The sequence below is a fragment of the Veillonella parvula genome, from assembly GCF_040097785.1.
Taxonomy (GTDB): Bacteria; Bacillota; Negativicutes; order Veillonellales; family Veillonellaceae; genus Veillonella; species Veillonella parvula_D.
In genome coordinates, this window is record NZ_JBBNNS010000006.1 from 20,718 (window position 1) to 38,819 (window position 18,102).

18 protein-coding genes and 3 tRNA genes are annotated in these 18,102 nt (G+C 37.9%); 18 read left to right on the forward strand and 3 right to left on the reverse strand.

The genetic code is table 11. The features are described 5' to 3' along the window. The first annotated feature begins 15 nt into the window (after nucleotides 1-15). The 6 genes from menD to AAA071_RS08995 all read left to right on the forward strand — a co-directional run bounded on the left by menD (nucleotide 16) and on the right by AAA071_RS08995 (nucleotide 6,745). The gene (menD, locus tag AAA071_RS08970; RefSeq protein WP_316581485.1) at nucleotides 16-1,896 is read left to right on the forward strand and encodes a 2-succinyl-5-enolpyruvyl-6-hydroxy-3-cyclohexene-1-carboxylic-acid synthase; all 1,881 of its coding nucleotides are present in this window, start codon (nucleotides 16-18) and stop codon (nucleotides 1,894-1,896) included. After that, complete coding sequence (gene menH / locus AAA071_RS08975) at nucleotides 1,893-2,753, forward strand: 2-succinyl-6-hydroxy-2,4-cyclohexadiene-1-carboxylate synthase (protein WP_004693711.1); 861 nt, start codon at nucleotides 1,893-1,895, stop codon at nucleotides 2,751-2,753. The genes menD and menH overlap by 4 nt, the downstream gene beginning before the upstream one ends. A 4-nt stretch (nucleotides 2,754-2,757) precedes the next feature. Next, nucleotides 2,758-3,600, forward strand: a complete 843-nt coding sequence (gene menB / locus AAA071_RS08980; RefSeq protein WP_024061373.1) for a 1,4-dihydroxy-2-naphthoyl-CoA synthase — start codon at nucleotides 2,758-2,760, stop codon at nucleotides 3,598-3,600. Nucleotides 3,601-3,799: 199 nt separating this feature from the next. Further along, nucleotides 3,800-5,206, forward strand: coding sequence for an o-succinylbenzoate--CoA ligase (gene menE / locus AAA071_RS08985; protein ID WP_128113994.1), 1,407 nt, complete (start codon nucleotides 3,800-3,802; stop codon nucleotides 5,204-5,206). Nucleotides 5,207-5,219: 13 nt separating this feature from the next. Beyond that, nucleotides 5,220-6,371: an o-succinylbenzoate synthase gene (gene menC, locus AAA071_RS08990; RefSeq protein WP_128113995.1), complete on the forward strand. Its 1,152-nt coding sequence runs from the start codon at nucleotides 5,220-5,222 to the stop codon at nucleotides 6,369-6,371. Next, nucleotides 6,368-6,745 (forward strand): PaaI family thioesterase, encoded by a 378-nt coding sequence (locus tag AAA071_RS08995; RefSeq protein ID WP_024061370.1) that lies wholly within the window; start codon nucleotides 6,368-6,370, stop codon nucleotides 6,743-6,745. Before menC ends, AAA071_RS08995 begins: the two co-directional genes overlap by 4 nt. A 237-nt stretch (nucleotides 6,746-6,982) precedes the next feature. On the opposite strand, the gene AAA071_RS09000 is transcribed toward AAA071_RS08995, so the two are convergent. Further along, nucleotides 6,983-7,618 carry a hypothetical protein gene (locus AAA071_RS09000; RefSeq protein WP_008602793.1) on the reverse strand — a complete coding sequence of 212 codons (636 nt, stop codon included), beginning with the start codon at nucleotides 7,616-7,618 and terminating at the stop codon, nucleotides 6,983-6,985. Between the two features lie 320 nt (nucleotides 7,619-7,938). Between AAA071_RS09000 and AAA071_RS09005 the strand changes: the two genes are divergently transcribed. From AAA071_RS09005 to AAA071_RS09020, 4 genes are all read left to right on the forward strand, one after another. Next, nucleotides 7,939-8,014: transfer RNA gene (locus AAA071_RS09005), tRNA-Asp, on the forward strand. Nucleotides 8,015-8,035: 21 nt separating this feature from the next. Then, nucleotides 8,036-8,111: transfer RNA gene (locus AAA071_RS09010), tRNA-Phe, on the forward strand. A 12-nt stretch (nucleotides 8,112-8,123) separates the two neighbouring features. After that, nucleotides 8,124-8,209: transfer RNA gene (locus tag AAA071_RS09015), tRNA-Leu, on the forward strand. Between the two features lie 183 nt (nucleotides 8,210-8,392). Beyond that, on the forward strand, nucleotides 8,393-9,034 hold the full coding sequence (locus AAA071_RS09020) for a hypothetical protein (protein ID WP_008602791.1): 642 nt from the start codon (nucleotides 8,393-8,395) through the stop codon (nucleotides 9,032-9,034). A gap of 110 nt (nucleotides 9,035-9,144) precedes the next feature. Here AAA071_RS09020 and pgtP read toward each other — a convergent pair whose 3' ends face one another. Beyond that, nucleotides 9,145-10,518, reverse strand: a complete 1,374-nt coding sequence (pgtP, locus tag AAA071_RS09025) for a phosphoglycerate transporter PgtP (RefSeq protein ID WP_004693689.1) — start codon at nucleotides 10,516-10,518, stop codon at nucleotides 9,145-9,147. A 212-nt stretch (nucleotides 10,519-10,730) separates the two neighbouring features. Here pgtP and AAA071_RS09030 point away from each other — a divergent pair, with 212 nt between their 5' ends. Both AAA071_RS09030 and AAA071_RS09035 read left to right on the forward strand, forming a co-directional pair. Next, complete coding sequence (locus AAA071_RS09030; protein ID WP_008602789.1) at nucleotides 10,731-10,943, forward strand: hypothetical protein; 213 nt, start codon at nucleotides 10,731-10,733, stop codon at nucleotides 10,941-10,943. A gap of 66 nt (nucleotides 10,944-11,009) precedes the next feature. Then, on the forward strand, nucleotides 11,010-12,095 hold the full coding sequence (locus AAA071_RS09035; protein ID WP_004698384.1) for a hypothetical protein: 1,086 nt from the start codon (nucleotides 11,010-11,012) through the stop codon (nucleotides 12,093-12,095). A gap of 85 nt (nucleotides 12,096-12,180) precedes the next feature. Here AAA071_RS09035 and AAA071_RS09040 read toward each other — a convergent pair whose 3' ends face one another. Continuing rightward, a complete protein-coding gene (locus tag AAA071_RS09040) occupies nucleotides 12,181-12,972 on the reverse strand; it encodes a carbon-nitrogen family hydrolase (protein WP_004698326.1) in 792 nt (263 codons plus the stop codon). A 169-nt stretch (nucleotides 12,973-13,141) separates the two neighbouring features. Here AAA071_RS09040 and AAA071_RS09045 point away from each other — a divergent pair, with 169 nt between their 5' ends. From AAA071_RS09045 to AAA071_RS09070, 6 genes are all read left to right on the forward strand, one after another. Further along, a complete protein-coding gene (locus AAA071_RS09045; protein ID WP_004698371.1) occupies nucleotides 13,142-13,705 on the forward strand; it encodes a nitroreductase family protein in 564 nt (187 codons plus the stop codon). A 68-nt stretch (nucleotides 13,706-13,773) separates the two neighbouring features. Further along, a complete protein-coding gene (locus AAA071_RS09050; RefSeq protein WP_004693679.1) occupies nucleotides 13,774-14,577 on the forward strand; it encodes a polysaccharide deacetylase family protein in 804 nt (267 codons plus the stop codon). An 11-nt stretch (nucleotides 14,578-14,588) separates the two neighbouring features. Further along, nucleotides 14,589-15,527 carry a phosphodiester glycosidase family protein gene (locus tag AAA071_RS09055; RefSeq protein ID WP_004693677.1) on the forward strand — a complete coding sequence of 313 codons (939 nt, stop codon included), beginning with the start codon at nucleotides 14,589-14,591 and terminating at the stop codon, nucleotides 15,525-15,527. A gap of 8 nt (nucleotides 15,528-15,535) precedes the next feature. Next, nucleotides 15,536-16,483, forward strand: coding sequence for a hypothetical protein (locus tag AAA071_RS09060; protein WP_004693675.1), 948 nt, complete (start codon nucleotides 15,536-15,538; stop codon nucleotides 16,481-16,483). Nucleotides 16,484-16,555: 72 nt separating this feature from the next. After that, complete coding sequence (locus AAA071_RS09065; RefSeq protein WP_316581486.1) at nucleotides 16,556-17,731, forward strand: glycosyltransferase family 9 protein; 1,176 nt, start codon at nucleotides 16,556-16,558, stop codon at nucleotides 17,729-17,731. Further along, nucleotides 17,718-18,044, forward strand: coding sequence for a hypothetical protein (locus AAA071_RS09070; RefSeq protein WP_316581487.1), 327 nt, complete (start codon nucleotides 17,718-17,720; stop codon nucleotides 18,042-18,044). Before AAA071_RS09065 ends, AAA071_RS09070 begins: the two co-directional genes overlap by 14 nt. Nucleotides 18,045-18,102 lie beyond the last annotated feature (58 nt).

Below are 18,102 nucleotides of genomic sequence, written 5' to 3' on the forward strand. Positions count from 1 at the left end.
TTGAAAGGGAATATAATGAACGAATATATTGCTGCCTTGGTAGATGAGTTTTACCAACTCGGCGTCCGGCATGCTGTGTTTAGCCCTGGTTCTCGTTCTACGACGATGGCTATGCTTTTCACGGAGTATGAAGGCTTTGAAACATATATGAATATAGATGAGCGCTCTGCTAGCTTTATGGCGCTTGGCATTGCAAAGGCTCATAAAGAACCAACTGTGTTAGTTTGTACATCCGGTTCCGCAGTGGCTCATTATTTGCCCGCTATTTTAGAGGCTCAATATAGTGGGGTACCTCTTATTGTATTGTCTGCCGATAGACCTTATACCTTGCTACATACAGGGGCTCCACAAACAGTAGATCAACAAAAAATCTTTGGTACAGCTGTAAACTATTATGAAGAATTAGCGGTGCCTCAAAAGGAACATTATTATACATATCCACGACAAGTAGCGCGCAAGGCATATATGAAAGCTATGGATACTAAAAAAGGACCCGTGCATATCAATATACCTCTCTTTGAGCCGTTGGTACCTGAACTGGACCGTAAGCACTTTGAAGCGGGACGTAGCCCTTACAAAGTATTTAAACCTAATTACGGTGATGTGTTTAGCTATCAGAATAGAAGTAATAATACAAGTAATGCAAGTAATGCAAGTAATGTAAGTGACGTAAGTGATGTAAGTTATACTAAAAATACTACTGATAATAGTGCTAATAATACTAATAACTTTAATAACTCTAATCTATTGCTTACACAGTATAAGAGAGTCCTTATTTTAGCTGGCCCACAAATTGATATAGATGAAGTTGAGTCTATTCATTCCTTTGCGGAGAATTTACAAGCTCCTATCTTGGCGGATCCATTGTCCAATGTAAGACGTTGTCATAAGACTGGTACTATTGATGACAATCATGAAGTTGCTAGCAATCGTAACAATGATACAGATATGATTCAGAAAAAACATTTCTCTGATGTTGTCATTTCTACGTATGATGCGTTTTTAGCGGATAAAGACCTATGGCCTGTACTAAAGCCAGATTGCGTAATTCAGTTTGGACAAATCGTTGTATCGAAACGGGTACAGCAAATGGTGGCAAGTTGGGATAATGTGGAGTATATTGAGGTAAATCCCACGATGGACTCCATGAACCCTATGGGGAAAACCACCATACACATGCAAGCAAGCATCGATATGTTTACGCATTTGTTCGCTGTAAAGAACGAATCTAATGCATATCTTAATAGATGGCAACGTTTAGAAGTAGCTGGTAAAGCTCAACTAAGTACAGCTATAGAAGAACCAAGTTGCTTTGAAGGACGCACGATACGCGAGTTGCAACAGCATATTCCTGACAATAGCCAAGTACTTGTGGCGAATAGCATGACCGTTCGCGACTTTGATTACTTTTGGCTTTCTGGGGAGTCCGATGCCGTTCTTTACGGTAATCGTGGTGTTAATGGTATCGATGGTACAGTTTCCACTGCGCTTGGACTTGCAACGAATCATCAGCCTACATATCTCGTAACGGGTGATTTGTCTTTATTCCATGATCTAAACGGTTTAGCGGTTGCTAAAACGCACAATCTCAATTTGACGATTATTTTGCATAATAACGATGGAGGCGGTATTTTTGAATATTTACCGCAAAAGGGAACGAAATATTTTGATTATTTGTTCTCTACGTCACAAGGTTTAGATTATAGTGGGGTTGCTAAACTCTATGGCTGTGGGTACACTAAAATCTCTAGTCCTGATGAATTGGTCCCTGTATTAGCTAAAGTTAGCGAGGAATCTGGCGTTCATATTATTGAAATACCAACAGACCGGGAATATAGTCGTCAGTTACATAGGAAATATACAAAAGTTTCAGTTGATATGGAGGCATTACTATGAGTCAGTATTTTTGCAGTATTGTAGATAATGCTTTGTGTAATCCAGCTCAGCGCATGTATTTTGACTTGGGAGAGTATCGCTACGGTTTGACTGTGGTAGGTGAAGGGGAACCTATTGTATGTTTCCACGGCTTCTCTGAATCAAGCTATACTTGGGATGCTATTAATCTGCCGGGGTATCGAGTGGTTCGTATTGATTTAATCGGACATGGCGATTCAGATATTCCTGATGAGAATCAGGCTTACACCATTCCTCAAATGATAAAGGACTTACACACAGTTATCTATTACATGGTTGGTGAAAGCTATTACCTCATGGGCTATTCTATGGGGGCTCGTATTGCACTTTCCTATGCGTTGGAGTATGAACGTGAAATCAAAGGTCTTATTCTTGAAAGTGGCTCGGTAGGCATCGCTTCTGACGCTGAGCGAGCAGCACGCCGCAAGGCGGATGAAGACTTAGCAGTTCATATCGAAGAGCATGATGGTGCTTGGTTTGCTGCACGATGGGCGGAAGTACCTATTTTTGAGAGTCAAAAACAGCTTTCAGAGGGGGTAGAAGAATTAATCTATCTACGTCGTTCCAATAATAGCCCATATGCATTAGCTTGTACATTGCGTGGGTCAGGGCAGGGCGTGATGCCTTATGTAGGGGATAAATTAGAAAAATTCTCTGTTAAAGGTTTATATGTGAGTGGCGCATTAGATACAAAATATACTACAATAGGAAGAGATGTATTTGGCAAGTTGCCAAGTTTTAATCATGTCATCGTCGACGGGGCGGGGCATAATGTACATATAGAGAAACCGCAGATTTTTGAACAAGCGGTATTGGATTTTTTACAGAAGAAAGGTTAAGTCCATGAGCAAATTTGATTGGAAAATATTGGATCGTAATTATGAAGATGTAATTTACGAAACATATAATGGCATTGCAAAGATTACTATTAACCGTCCAGAAGTGCGCAACGCATTCCGTCCTAAAACGGTAATGGAGTTAATTGATGCTTTCACAGTAGCTCGTGAAGATAACGAAGTAGGCGTAATCGTATTGACTGGTGCTAACCACGGTAAGGGCGAAGATAAAGAGGCATTCTGCTCCGGCGGTGACCAAAGCGTACGTGGTCACGGTGGTTATGTAGGTGAAGATAATGTGCCTCGCTTGAACGTTCTCGATTTACAACGCTTAATTCGCGTCATCCCTAAACCTGTTATTGCAATGGTTAATGGTTATGCTATCGGTGGCGGTCATGTATTGCACATCGTATGTGACCTTACAATCGCTTCTGAAAATGCTAAATTCGGTCAAACTGGTCCTCGTGTAGGCTCCTTCGACGCTGGTTATGGCGCAGGTTACTTGGCTCGTATGATCGGTCACAAACGCGCTCGCGAAGTATGGTTCTTGTGCCGTCAATACACAGCAGCTCAAGCGTATGAAATGGGCATGGTTAATACTGTGGTACCATTTGACAAATTGGAAGAAGAAACAGTTCAATGGTGTAGCGAAATCCTTGAATTATCTCCAATGGCATTGCGCATGTTGAAAGGCGCTTTCAATGCCGACACAGATGGCCTTGCAGGTTTACAACAATTCGCAGGGGACGCTACATTGATGTACTATACAATTGATGAAGCGAAAGAAGGTCGCGACGCGTTCAAAGAAAAACGGAAACCTAACTTCAAACAATTCCCTAAATTCCCTTAATCGGGAGTCGATACAGTCCTATATGACGGACTATATTAACGGTTAAAACGACAAGTGCGCCTCTATAGGAGGCGCCTTTCTTGTAATATCTCTTTATTTATCATATTTCAATTATTATTTTTTAGTTTTTACTTATTATTTACTATTTATTGGTAATTAGTGATTACTTATTAGTGATTAGGTTTAGATACGAGGTGAGATGATGGAGTGGTTACGTTATGGTGCACAGCACTACCCTAATCGTAAATGTATAAATGAATATACCTATAACGATATATACCGTGGCGTACTCCATGTAGCTCGTAATTTAGTGCCTTTAGACGCATCTCGTGTGGCTATCTTGTCTGATAACTCTGTGACCATGGCAATGTATGTGTTGGCTGCTATGCTAGTTCATAAAGAGGTACTTTTACTTAATGTACATCTTAAGCCAAAGGAAATAGAAAACCAATTGGATCAACTAGGTGTTACCACCGTATTACATAGTAAAGAACGACGTAATCAATTATCTCATTTCGTTGATTCGAAGGCCTCTAATTCAATTGTTACAAATGAGTTTGAAGCTCTAGAAGATATTCTATCGGATTTAGCGGTCGAGGACTCCTTTGATTGGGTCTTTGTAGACACAGACATAGCTGCTATCATGAATACGAGCGCTACTACGGGGCAATTTAAGTCTGTACCGCTTCGATGGGGGCAGATTAAAGCTCATGTACAAGCTTCCCAAGAGGTACTAGGAAAAACGGATCAGGATAATTGGCTAATGGTACTGCCTCTGTTTCATGTGAGTGGTTTATCTATCTTGATGAGGTCTCTTTATAACGGGACGGCTGTCACTATTTTGCCTAAATATGATGAAGCTCAAGTTCTCAAACTTATAGAATCTGAGCAAATCAATATGATGTCCTTAGTGCCCACTATTTTGACTCAATTAGAGCCACATATTACGCACCATGTATTACGTGTTATATTGCTCGGTGGAGAATTCATTCCTATGGCTCTCATCGAAGCTTGTGAAAAGAAATCTTTGCCTATCTATAAGACCTACGGCATGACGGAAACCTTTAGTCAAAGCGTGACCTTCTCTGTATTGGAGTATCCTCATAAACGAGAATCTGTAGGTAAGCCATTGCCTGGCATGCAGGTTCGTATCGATAATCCTGATACAGATGGGGTAGGCGAAATTCATTTGACGGGCCCTATGGTTATGACTGGTTACATCAACAAGAAACCTATCGATGGAGACTTTAATACAGATGATATTGGTTACATCGATGAGGAGGGGTTCGTTTATATTTTGAATCGTCGTAAGGATCTCATCATTTCTGGGGGTGAAAATATTTATCCTAAGGAACTAGAGGATTTGGTCTATACGTTGCCATTGGTAAAGGAATGTGCCGTTGTGCCTGTGTCCGATGTTAAATGGGGACAAGTGCCAGCCCTCTTTGTGGCCTTTCATGATGGTAAAAGTTTGCCACCAGAGGATATTATAGTCTTTATGAAAGACTCTTTAGCAAAATATAAGATTCCGAAATATGTAAAAGTATTAACCGCATTGCCTCGAAATGGAACTGGCAAAATATTGCGTAATGAATTGAAATTATAAAATTGAGGCGCCTATGAATAATATTTTAAACTTTAAAAGTATAACTACATATCGCCTTAAATTGCCACTGAAGTTCAATTTTAAGACTGCCAAGGGCGAGGTGAAAGAAAGAGAGACTATCGTTGTTCGCATTGAAGACCAACAAGGGTATGTAGGATATGGGGAATGCGTAGCTTTCACAGAGCCATTCTATACATTTGAGACCGTAGAAACCTGTTGGAAAGCTATGGTAGACGATTATATCTTTAATTTGCGCTTGATGCGGCCTAAATCACTGATGACCTATGTACGACAATTACAATTTTGGCGCAATCGAGACAATATGCCTATGGCTATTGCGGCTCTAGAAAATGCGCTTATTCATCTTCATTGTGAACGGATAGGTGTAAATTCTGTTTCCTACATTATGGATCAACCTTTACAAGAGACAATTGAAAGTGGTATCGTCGTCGGTGATGTGCCAATAGACCAATTACTTGATGTTGTAGCGCATCATGTAGTAAATGGTTGTAAGCGGATTAAATTAAAGGTAAATCCTATAGATGGTTATGAACGCGTAGCTTTAGTTCGCAAACATTATCCGGATTTGGTCTTAGCGGCTGATGCAAATCGAAGCTATTCATATCAAGAAATAGATAAGGTCCGTCAGTATGATGATTTAGGTCTAGCTTGTATTGAAGAGCCCTTTGCGATGGCAAACCTTCAATCTTATAAAGATTGGAAGTGGGAGCGTCTTAATCATGGTGATTGGAAAATCTATACGCCAATTTGTTTGGATGAGTCCATTTTAGGATATGATGATTTGTCCTATGCTATCGAATATGGTTTGATTGATGTGCTTAATATAAAAGTAGGGCGCATGGGGGGGCTTATTCCAACAAAAGCAGCTATTAATCTATGTAGAGAACGTCATATTCCATATTGGATTGGTAGCATGGTAGAATCAGGGGTTTCTAAAATGCTTCATGTTCAGTTAGCCGCATTAGGAGATTCCTATATGGCAGGGGATTTGTCCGATTCAAATCGATATTTTGAACAAGATCTTATTTTCCCAGATTTAACCTTTAATGAGGGTGTTATGCAGGTCCCTGATGGTGATGGACTAGGTGTAACAGTTTTTGATGACCGGCTAGAAACTTATTGTATGGAGAAACGAACACTATGAATCTAATTGAATCCTTACAAATCGATGTACCTCGTATGACGAGCGATACTACATGTATTGCAAAAATGAATTTAAATGAATTTCATAAACAACCGCAAGGCTATTTAAATGGTGGTGCTACATTAGCTTTTGCAGAAATTATTGCAGGTATGATGAGCAATGAGCTGGTAGGCTCTCATAAATTTGGAGTAGGTCAGTCTATAACTGCGAATCACTTGCGTCCTGTGAAATGCGAAGGAACATTAACAGCCTTAGGAACATTACTAGTGAAAGGCAAAACATCCCATGTATGGCGCTTTGATATGATAGATGATGCACAACGCCTTATTTCACAAGTGACTGTAACCTTGGCTATTGTAGATTTTGATAGATAAAATCCCATTTTTAAAGGATTTAGTTATATTTGCTAATTAAGTTATGTATAATTTCATCTTACATGAGAACTTACGATTGTTAAGATTATAGGATAATAAAAGGACAGTATCTACTTTTCAGTAGATACTGTCCTTTGTTGGATTTACAATGTAAATGGCTCGTCTAGAAAAACGACATAGCTCTTTTTTACGTTTTTTAAGATCTGCAATTTAAAATGTTAGGAAAGACAAAGATATTTATTTTCTAGTGATAGTATATAGGTCTTCAATATCAGGAATATCGTAAATTACCCATGTTCCATCTCCTAAATGACGCATCAAAACTTTTATATCTTTTGTCATATTCTTTTTATTATTTTGTATCGTTACAGTCACAGTAGCCTTATCACCATTATCTTCTGACTTTAGGTTTTTAACCTCTACATCATGTTCCTTAAATAGGCGACCTTCTACAAGACGATCTACCATAGACTTATTATCATCATTTGCTGTAGTGGTATTATTGGTAGGTGATTCAGATTTAAAGCTGTCAGGATCTTCGATATATGTTCGTATTACGTCTTCGATAAGAGCTGGTCCAAATGTTTTGGTAGCTGCTATTGTAGCTTTACCAAGTGGGGTAGATGTATCGACATATTTATTGCCTTCTCGTTCTACAATGTTTTTTACAATGGATTTTATATCTATGTGGCGTAATGCTTCGTCTGCATCTTTATCTTGTACTGCTTGGTGAATGATTTTTAATGTGTAGGCTGGTGTATGTGGTACATACCATAAGAAATACCATGCTGCGGCCATCGCTCCTACAATAGCTATGATAAGAGCGATAATAACACCTTTTGAATTGAACTTATTCACAGCGAATCCTTTCATGTTTCTATAGAGGCATTTTCATACTGAATATATACATATTGTAGCATATTGAGTAAAGAATAGGATGATTTCTAGTAAAGGGTATACCTATTATAGCTTAGAGAGAAAATTGTACTATTACGAAAACTGACGAATTATGACGATAAAGGGTGGATTCCTGTAATATAATATAGAGATACTTTTATAAAAGCTATAAAATAACGATTATCAAATATAATCAATTATTTTCATAGATTTGTAATAATATTTTTTAAAAAAATAGTTGCATTGCTCTAAAATCCATGATATTATGTACAAGTAGTCAACGCGAGTTGATACGCGGCCCCGTGGTGTAGCGGTTAACATGTCGCCCTGTCACGGCGAAGATCGTCAGTTCAAATCTGATCGGGGTCGCCATTTTTTTTTACAAAAAATCATGCCTCGGTAGCTCAGTTGGTAGAGCAACGGACTGAAAATCCGTGTGTCGACAGTTCGATTCTGTCCTGAGGCACCATTTGTATTCCATGCGGTTGTGGTGGAATGGCAGACACGCCATCTTGAGGGGGTGGTGAGCTAACGCTCGTGCGGGTTCAAGTCCCGCCAACCGCACCAAATATAAGGACCTACAGTTTACTGTAGGTCTTTTTTTCGTTATTTTGATATTAAAATATATTTAATGAGTTTATCTTCTCCTTTTAAACCTGAGAAGTGTTGGCAGGTTTTCACAATCCGTGTACAATCATAGTAATTAGTAATATACATTTATATATATAGTTTTCAATATGAGAGAAGATTATGGTTTTTAATTATGGTGAGACGTTACGTATCCGAAGGGATCTATATACGATTTTAGGCAAGATACGCTATATTGATACTCATGGAAAAATTGGGTATGAGTATAAGTTAGTTAGACATAAGAATAATGCAGAGTTTTGGCTCAGTTGGGATAAGAAGCGAGATGCGTACCAGTTTTCCAAGTTGTGTGGAAAAGCACTACCAGCCGATATGAAACTCATAGATAGTGGTTATGAGATGGTAACGGGCACTTGGGGTGAGGTAGACGTAGGTACTACTGATACTGCTAAATATAAAGAGTATGAAAATGCTGATGGTACTGCTACGTTTTCTGTTCAAGAGTGGGCTTTTGAAACGGAATATTCAAAAGGCTTTTACATTAATAAAGAATACGTATCTGTCGAAAAGGATTCAGAGGTAACCGAGTCTATTCTAGATAAAATGGATACGATTAAGAAGCTAAAGTTCATAGGACCAATCGGTTGGATTTTGGGGAACTTACTACTTTATATGCCAATCTTTGATATAAAAATATTGAATGATGTACGGGATGTACTTACCTGGCCTTATATAGTAGCTGGGAGTATAGTCCTTGGTATCATTGTGGTTTGTGCTTTCATTATTTCCAGAACTATGCGTTGATGAAAACACATCGGTTATATAGGAGTCCCTTTCGTGGGGTAAATAAAAGGTCGTAACATGTATTTAATACATATTACGACCTTTTTACTATAGGATTTATTTGTTAGGGGTTAGCTATTAGCTTCAGCTGGTTGAAGTTGTTCAAGTTCAGCTTCTTTAGCATCTAATTCTTTGGCGCCAAAATGAGCCAATACACAGAATGTAATACAAAGAACACATGCTACTAATAAAAGATAGAAACCTGCATTCCAACCAAATTTATCTGCTAAAACACCAAATAGTGTTGTACCTAAGTTTGCACCAACAATGTAACTCATGAATCCACGAAGACCAACAGCAGAACCTACTGCAAATGGTGGTACAATATCCATAGTTTGTACTGAAGCTAAGAATTGAGGAATGTAGATTAAACAACCTACAATAGCAGCGAAGAAAGTAACCCATAAGAGAGACTCGCTTTGCCAATAACCAAATATACAGAAGAAGATAATACTTATAGCAATGATTGCAGGTGGCATGCGATAACCTTTAAAGAATTTATCGGAAATGTAACCTGCAAAAATAGTTGAAGGGATAGCCGCCCATTCAAAGAATAAAAAGGCAACAGACATTTCTGCTTTGGAGAAACCCTTTACTTGTAATAAATAAATTGGAAGCCAAGTAAGCATACCAAAGCGAATCATGTAAACAAAGGTGTCAACTAATGATACATACCAAGCGTTTTTATTTTTTAATACGTATTTTACAAAGATTTCTCTTGTGCTCATATGCGGTGCTTCAGAACTTCTGTGCGCCTTATGAGCTGTGTCGGCGATGATTTCACTTGTTGGTGGTAAGCCTTCACGTTCAGGGCTTTCTTTGATTAAGAAAGAAATGGCAATTGCTATGATAACTGCAATAAGCGCTGGTACACCATAACTCCCTAATTGCCAGTGATCTGTAGTAGTGAAATATAATGCGGCGGCTACGATTGGTGCTACGATACCACCACCGAGATTGTGTGAAATATTCCAGATAGCTCCATAACGGCCACGTTCCTGTTTTGGGTACCATTTAGCTAAGGTGATAAAGGATGGTCCTACACCAAATCCTTGGAAAAAGCCATTTAGTACTACTAAAACTAAGAAGAAGGCGAGACTATCGGCAAAGCTCATAAAGATATTGATAATTGCACAGCAAATGAGACCGAAAGCCATAAACTTGGCAGGACTTGCTTTGTCCGCAAGACTACTCATAAAGCCTTTACTTAAACCATAAGCGATAAGCATACCACTAGATAGCAAACCAATTTCTGTTTTGCTCATATGGAGGATATCTGATAAAAAGTGTGTTGATAAGGCAAAGTTATTACGAACAATATAGTACGCAGCATAACCTATAAAAATACCAATTAATGATTGCAATCTATATTTATAATATAGATTCATAATCATGCTTTGTGGAACTGATGATTTTGCCTCTTTAGGTTGTAGAAATGAAAACATAGTTATTACCTTTCTTTCTTAATAACTAAATCCTATTGCATTGTTAATACTACCATTTCTATAGAATTCATGTAAATGATTTATGAGATAAAAATATTAATTTGTAACTTTAAATTGCTTATTATTAGCTGAAAATGTGTATAGAAAATATTTGAATTATAGACAAGTACTTCTTAATATATTAGATTAAATATATTGGGAGGTTATTATCTATGAAATATTTACGCCGTGAACTTAATCAAGTGGAAAAAGAATATGTAAAACAATTTGGTGAAGATTCTTTAAATCGTGTCATCCTTCATGATCCTGATACAAAGGATAAACAAGAGGTGCAAGATACTATTGATATTCTAAAAGAAGCAATTGCAAAAAATAAACCTCTAGAACAGGTTCCAGAGGATATGTGGAAGCTTATTGAGTTTTAATGTATATGACTAACTATATGAGATGTATAGCCAGTTTTTTAATATAATTATTTGATGGAGACTTGAATGAATTTAAAAGGAATTGTACTAGTTGCGACAGCATTGGTTTCTAATATAGGAATAATAAATGCTGAGCAGATACCCATTCCATCTGTATCAACGCCATTAGGCGCAAAAACTACTCAACTTGATAGAGTACAATCTCAAGAAGTTATGCCTTATTTGGAAAGTAAAGTTACGGGCGAAACAGAATTATCTTATGCTGTTATGTCCGTTGCTAAAAAAACATTTAATGAACAAATGTTGCTACATCGAGAGGTAGAATCACGTATGCACGCTCATATTGAGGAACATAATAGAACAATAAGAAGTGTGCCACAACGAGACCTTATTAAAAATCCTTATACACGAGAAGAAATTGAAAAACAAATTGTAAAGGCCATTAATTTTAGAGAAAGCAGTAAGTATCCAGTTAATGACAAGGAATATTACAATCATATAGATATAAATAAAGTAAATGATTTATCTGGTTTTCCAAAGAAAATACCTTCTTTTGCTAAACAGGTTGATATTCATTTAAAGCCGCCTAAGGCGATTGAAGATGGTCGGTATATTCAAGTTTCTTTTACAGGCAAACCATCAGAACTAAAACCTTATATTCAAGATGCAGAAAGTCATGCTAAGGTTATTATTACTAAGGGTGAGGCTGAACGTGTTTCTATTAAACCGTACGAAGATGTTAAGACGAATTATAGAAAATACTTGTCTACTATATTGCCAAAAGAATGGATTGAAGTAACTAATATATTCAATAATATGTATCAATATAAAATGGCGCTAAGCAATGAGAATATTAAGCGAAAGGTTGATCGTGAGCTCTCTAACCAAATGAATAATCAAATGGTTTTGGACTTAGAGCAAGATACTAGTAAATTAAGTTCTGATAAAGTGTTGCCTAATGATGAAAATAAGACTTTACAGAAAAAATATTTAGGTTACTATTCGTATAAAGAAGTAAAGCGACCATTTAACGCAGAGTACACATTCTACATCTTTAAATTTGATTATTCATATAATATGTTTACTGTTGCAGGCATGGCCGTTAATCCAGAGCAAACTAGAGTCATTTATTTCCTTACTACAGTACAATAAAATAAAAAAGGCACATTGTCATATGAACAGGCTATCTAACAATGAAATAATTTTAGATGGGTGTTCAATACAATGTGCCTTTGTTTTATAGTTTGTAGAGTTCAGGTTTGCGATCTCTAAAAATGTTAATTTTATTGCGAATATCCTCTACTACGGTGAGGTCGATATCTACAGATGAGATGCCCTCCCTAGTGTCCATTTCGAGGAGGTTTGTACCCCATGGATCGTATACAGCGGAGTGACCAGTGCTTTGAACTCGACCTACTGTACCACAGCCGTTGACAGCACATAAGAAGAGTTGGTTTTCAATAGCTCGCACTTCGTTTAATACTTGCCAGTGGCGTAAACGCATAGTAGGCCATTGAGCAGGTACAAATAATAGCTCTGTATTTGATAATGCAGCCATTCTTACGAGCTCAGGGAAGCGAATGTCGTAACAGATAACCGTACTACAAGGAATGCCATCCAATTCAAAATGAGTGGTATGCGTACCGCTAGCGAAGTATTGGTCCTCTTTAGCAGGACTAAATCCGTGCATTTTGGAATACTCTCCTACGAGCTTGCCTTCACGGTTGTAAGCATAGGATGTATTAAATACTAAATCCTCTTTTGCTACGGCTACAGAACCGCCCACAATGTTTACATTGTGTTCTTTTGCGAATGTACTTAATAAAGCTTTTGTTCTTTCTCCATTTCTGTCAGAAATATTGATTAAATCCTTAGATGGATGAAATCCTGTATTCCATGTTTCGGGCAAGACGATAATGTCAGGCTTTTCTGATAGGGCTTGTGAAAGTAATTCTTGGACGCGCGCATAATTGTATTCCACTTCGTTTACATAGACGTCCATTTGTATAAGGCTTAAGCGTTTTTTCATAAGAAATCCTTTGTCTATTGGATAAGCATAATTTTAGAAATATGTATTATAATTAGAATATTAAAGCATTATTGAACGGATTACAATATAGCTCTAAATAATCGTAGAAGTTTTGAATGATTTTAGATACCGAAGATTTATATGAATTTAGATGTTTTGGTGAAATATTATGGAATTAACAGAAGTTATAAACTCTCGTACTAGCGTACGTAAATATAAAGAAACTCAATCAGTAGGGGTCAACATAATTCAGGAGTTAGTATCTCTTGGTATGCGAGCTCCATCGCCTAAAAATCGTCAGCCCTGGCAGGTTATTCATGTGACGACAGTGGAGAAAGAACATTTTGTGAATTTAGGCTTTCAGGTGTTAGAGCAATATAAAGAACATAAGGAACATTTTGGTAGTTTAGAGATTAGTCTTAAGGCTATGCAAACTGCTAGTGACTTGCTATTTGTGTTTAATCCTTATGATCACTTGCCTGACTATACTCGCGTGTGGGAGAAAAGTGACTTACAAGCTATTGGCGCTTTTATAGAACATATTTTATTGGGGGCAAAAGCAATTGGGTTAGGTACACTATGGATGAATGATGTGTATTTTATGCAGTGTGAAAGCAAAACCTTTTTAAATATTCCTCACGATGTACAGGCAATCATTGCTATAGGTATTCCAGATGAAACTATGTATCCTAGACCTCGAAAATCGATTGATGAAGTACTAATAAAGCGTTAATTTTTACTATTCTTCATGGAAATGTTATAATATTCTGTATATAATTGTGTTCTAATAGAGGAGGACCTATGAAACGGATTCCGTTGGTAACACTGTTAGTTTTGGTATTGGCAATGGTTGTGGCAGGTTGTGGATTGCTTTCACAAAAAACAGAACCTACTAGTTCAGTACCGCCTGCAAAAGAAGTTAAGATGGTACATCCAACGGGTATTCCTGTTCTTATGTATCATAAAGTCGGCGACGACAAAGATAATGATGCAGTTATTCGGGAGGATTTGTTTAGAGAACAAATGAAGTTCCTCAAGGATAATGGCTATAATCCATTGACGATGGATCAATTGTATGATTATGTTGTAAATGGTGCTGCGGTGCCTGAAAAACCTGTTGTTTTAACCTTTGATGACGGTTATGCAGATACATATTCTATCGTATATCCAATTATGAAAGAATATGGATTCCCGGCGACTGTATTTATCAATCCTGGCGATGTTGGGACGCGTCTAACTTGGGATCAGGTGCGTGAAATGCACAAAAATGGTATTACTATTTCAAACCATGGTTTCCAACATATAGAAATGGGCCAATTGTCAGAAGCAAAACAAATTGAAAATATTACAAAGGCCCAAGAGGCACTTGCTAAAGAAGTAGGCATTAAGGATAATCCTTGGTTCTGCTATCCATATGGAGATAAAAATGAATTCACCGACTCAGCATCTAAGAAAGCTGGTATTAAAATGGGGATGGCTATGAAATCTGGCTGGGCTCATACTGGTGATAATCCATATAATATTTTGCGTGTTTGGGTAGGTAATGCGGTGGATATCAAGCATTTTGAAGAACGCATTAGCACTGAACATTTCACTGATTTATAAGGAGAAATACATTGTTCAAAAAGAATTGGGTAAAGTTCATCATTATGGTGTTCTTATTTACCGTTGTCACATCACCCTTCGTGGTGCTCTTTGGACCATTTAATAATGTAAAGCGCGCTGTAATTGGTGCTATCTTACAATCTCGCCATCCTCATTACATTACATGGTTGTTTAATGAAGACGAGTTACAATCTATTTTGGGGACTGTAGGGGTTGTTAAAAGCCAAGATTTGTTCAAGTTTAATGCTCGTGAAGATAAGACTTTAAATCTTGAAAAAATCCAGTCTGCTCGTTATGTAGGCTATATTTTAGAAATTCCTGATCCTCGTCGTATTCAAGTAGGTACAGCGGCTAATATTCAAGAAAAAGGCGATACTACAAGTAATATTGCAAAAATGAATAATGCTGTAGCAGCGATTAATGGCGGTGGTTTCCACGACCCTAATGGTACTGGTACAGGCCGTTTGCCATATGGTTTCATCTTGCATGATGGTGAGTACGTTATCGGTAAGGATGTAGGCCCTGATGAAGACGTAGACTTTGTAGGTTTCTCTAAATCTGGTAATCTTATCGCTGGTAACTATGATAAAACTCAGCTTAGTGATATGAAGGCCATGGAAGGTATTACCTTTGGTCCACCTCTTATCGTTGATGGTAAGAAGATGATTACCGAAGGTGATGGTGGCTGGGGCGTAGGTCCTCGTACTGCTATCGGTCAAAAGAAAGATGGTACAGTGCTATTTCTCGTAATCGATGGTCGTCAACCAGGGTATTCCATTGGTGCTACCTTGCGTGACGTACAAGATATTCTTTTTGAAAAGGGTTGCTACATTGCAGCAAATTTAGATGGCGGTTCTAGTTCTACTTTGTACCTAAATGGTAAAGTCGTAAATAAACCTGCCGATTTGTTAGGGGAACGCATGATCCCAACGGCGTTTATCGTGAAATAGGAGGACAGATGAAACCTTTTACGCGTGTACTGAGCGCCTTTGCGGTAGGTATTCTTCTGCAAGGTGGGGTATACCTATACCTTGATCAATATATATTTGCACCGACTACAGAGTTTAACGTAGCAGGCGCATCAAAAGATGATACTAAAAACTTCCCTGATGTGAAGGAAGGTACTAAGTATGTATCTTATGACCGTCAATTTATGGCCGTTGTTACAGAGAACTCTTTGAAAATTTACAAGGCTAATGAAAGCAAGCCCACAAATATCGATTTGAAGGGCCGCTCGATTAGTTACTTCAACTGGATGCCAGACCGTAACTATGCTGTCATGGGTTTATATGACTCCAGAGATGTTGTCATGGCTCGTCTTAATGCGGATGATCCAGAACACGAAGTTGATACGAAACTTGAAGACTTGCCTCGGGGCAGTAAAATTGTAGATGCTGCGTACTCTGAAGCGACAAATGTGGTGTATATGAAGGTAAAAGTTCAAGAACACACATATCGCATTTATCGTACCGATGCTAACTACGATACACGTCGCGTTTACATGCAAGCTACTGATATCGGTCATATCGGTGTATTCTACGATGAAGATAACTTCTTCTACGATAATGTGAGAACTGGGGATGTATTCATGTTCAACGGCATTGAAGGGGGATGGCGTGTTATCAACCCTGAAGGGCGTTTCCGCTTTATCGGTGTTGATATGGACAAAACCATCTACATTGCTCGTGTTGATGAGGACAATAATGCATTGACTGTTTACACTGGTAAATTAGGTGTAGGCTTCAATCCAGTTTACAAATACAACCACCCTACTACATTTAATGAGTTGACATTATCAGATGTAAAAAACATCATTAAGAATGGTAGTGAAGAAACTACTAAGGTAACAGAAGATACTACATCTTCTAAATCATCAAATAGTAGTGGTAGTAAAAAGAAATCTTAAGAAAAAGCCTTTATAATGTTCTTTCATTATAAAGGCTTTATTCCTATAATAGTATGTACCCTAAGGATATCTATGAATATATTATTTGTACGCCTTAGTTACATAGGTGATGTTTTGCATGCTACACCTGCTGCGCGGTGGATTAAGAAACAGTATCCTGATGCTAAGTTGCATTGGATTATAACGCCTAGTATGGCAGAGCTTTTACAGGGCAATCCCTATGTAGATAAAATTATTCCCTGGGAACGGGATATATACGAGGCACATTCTAAAAAACTACATATTCCTACAATGTGGCGCATGTGGTGGGATCTTAAGGCCAAATTAGAGCCTTATAAATTTGATGTAGCCGTTGATGTGCAAGGGCGACTCATAACAGGGCTAGTACTATTAGCTTCAGGAGCCCCCATTAGACTTGGCCTTGGTGGTACAAAAGAGTTGAATTGGCTGTTTACTAACTATAAAACGAAGTCTAGTACAGAACACGTGATTAAACGCTATGTAGAGGTAGCTCAGTTGTTAACAAAGGCTATTTCTGAACATGCAAATTTAGATACATCGCTTAACATTGATAAATACGGTATTGAGAGCAGTTGTCCACTAAATGAATCTAATGCTAATACGCTATACCATATGGATTTTCAGGTGCCAACAAATTTACATAGTTGGGCAGAAAATCAATGGAAGTCGATTGATAATGACGTTTCTTTACATCGAGGCGTGGTAGAAACTCCGTTACGCATGGGGCTGGTATTAGGTACCTCTTGGGCAACGAAAGAGTGGCCTCAGGAAAAATGGTACTCCCTCATTAAATCCCTTCAATATAGAGGAAATTTTGTTTGTTTAGGTGGTCCTAAAGAGGCTGCTCAATACAAACCCTTGCTAGACTCTTTGACAGATGAGGGTATTGATAAAATTGTTCTGAATATGTTAGGGAAAACGACACTTCAAGAATTAGGGGCTTTAATTGAAAGTTGTGATGTAGTAGTTACTGCTGATACGGGAGCTCTGCATATTGCATTAGCTTTAAATAAGCCTGTAGTAGCACTCTTTGGCCCTACGGACCCTAAATTATGGGGCCCTCTGACGGGGACCTTTAAGGTGCTCGTAAATGACGAATTAGATTGCTTGGGCTGCCGAAAACGACGTTGTCCTAAGCCTAATCAATATTGTATGTCTGGTATTGATCCAGTACGCGTAAAAAAAGCAATTTTTGAACTGATAGGAGATACACATGGCAAAGTTTAAAATTCAAAAAGGTTTATCCGATGCGGATATGATGAAAAATTTTAAGGATACAGAAAATTTCGAAGATACTATGCTCAATATGGAGCGAGATGCTAAGAAACCAGTAGTTCATCAAAGTCCAAAGCAAAAAGAAGATGCTTTTTACCGTGAGTTCTTAACTGAAAAAGTAGAGACTATGATTGGTAAAATGCTCCTTGATATTAAGATGGAGTATTTTAAAGAAGGGGAAGGGGCTTTCTCTATTCAGGTGAAACGGGACGGTAAAAATATTGTCCTTGAAACTGCGCCTAAAAAGGTTAAGTCTGAGAAGTAAGCCGTATAATGGGGACTCTCAAATTTTAAAGATTAGGTCAGAACCTGTCCGTAAATGG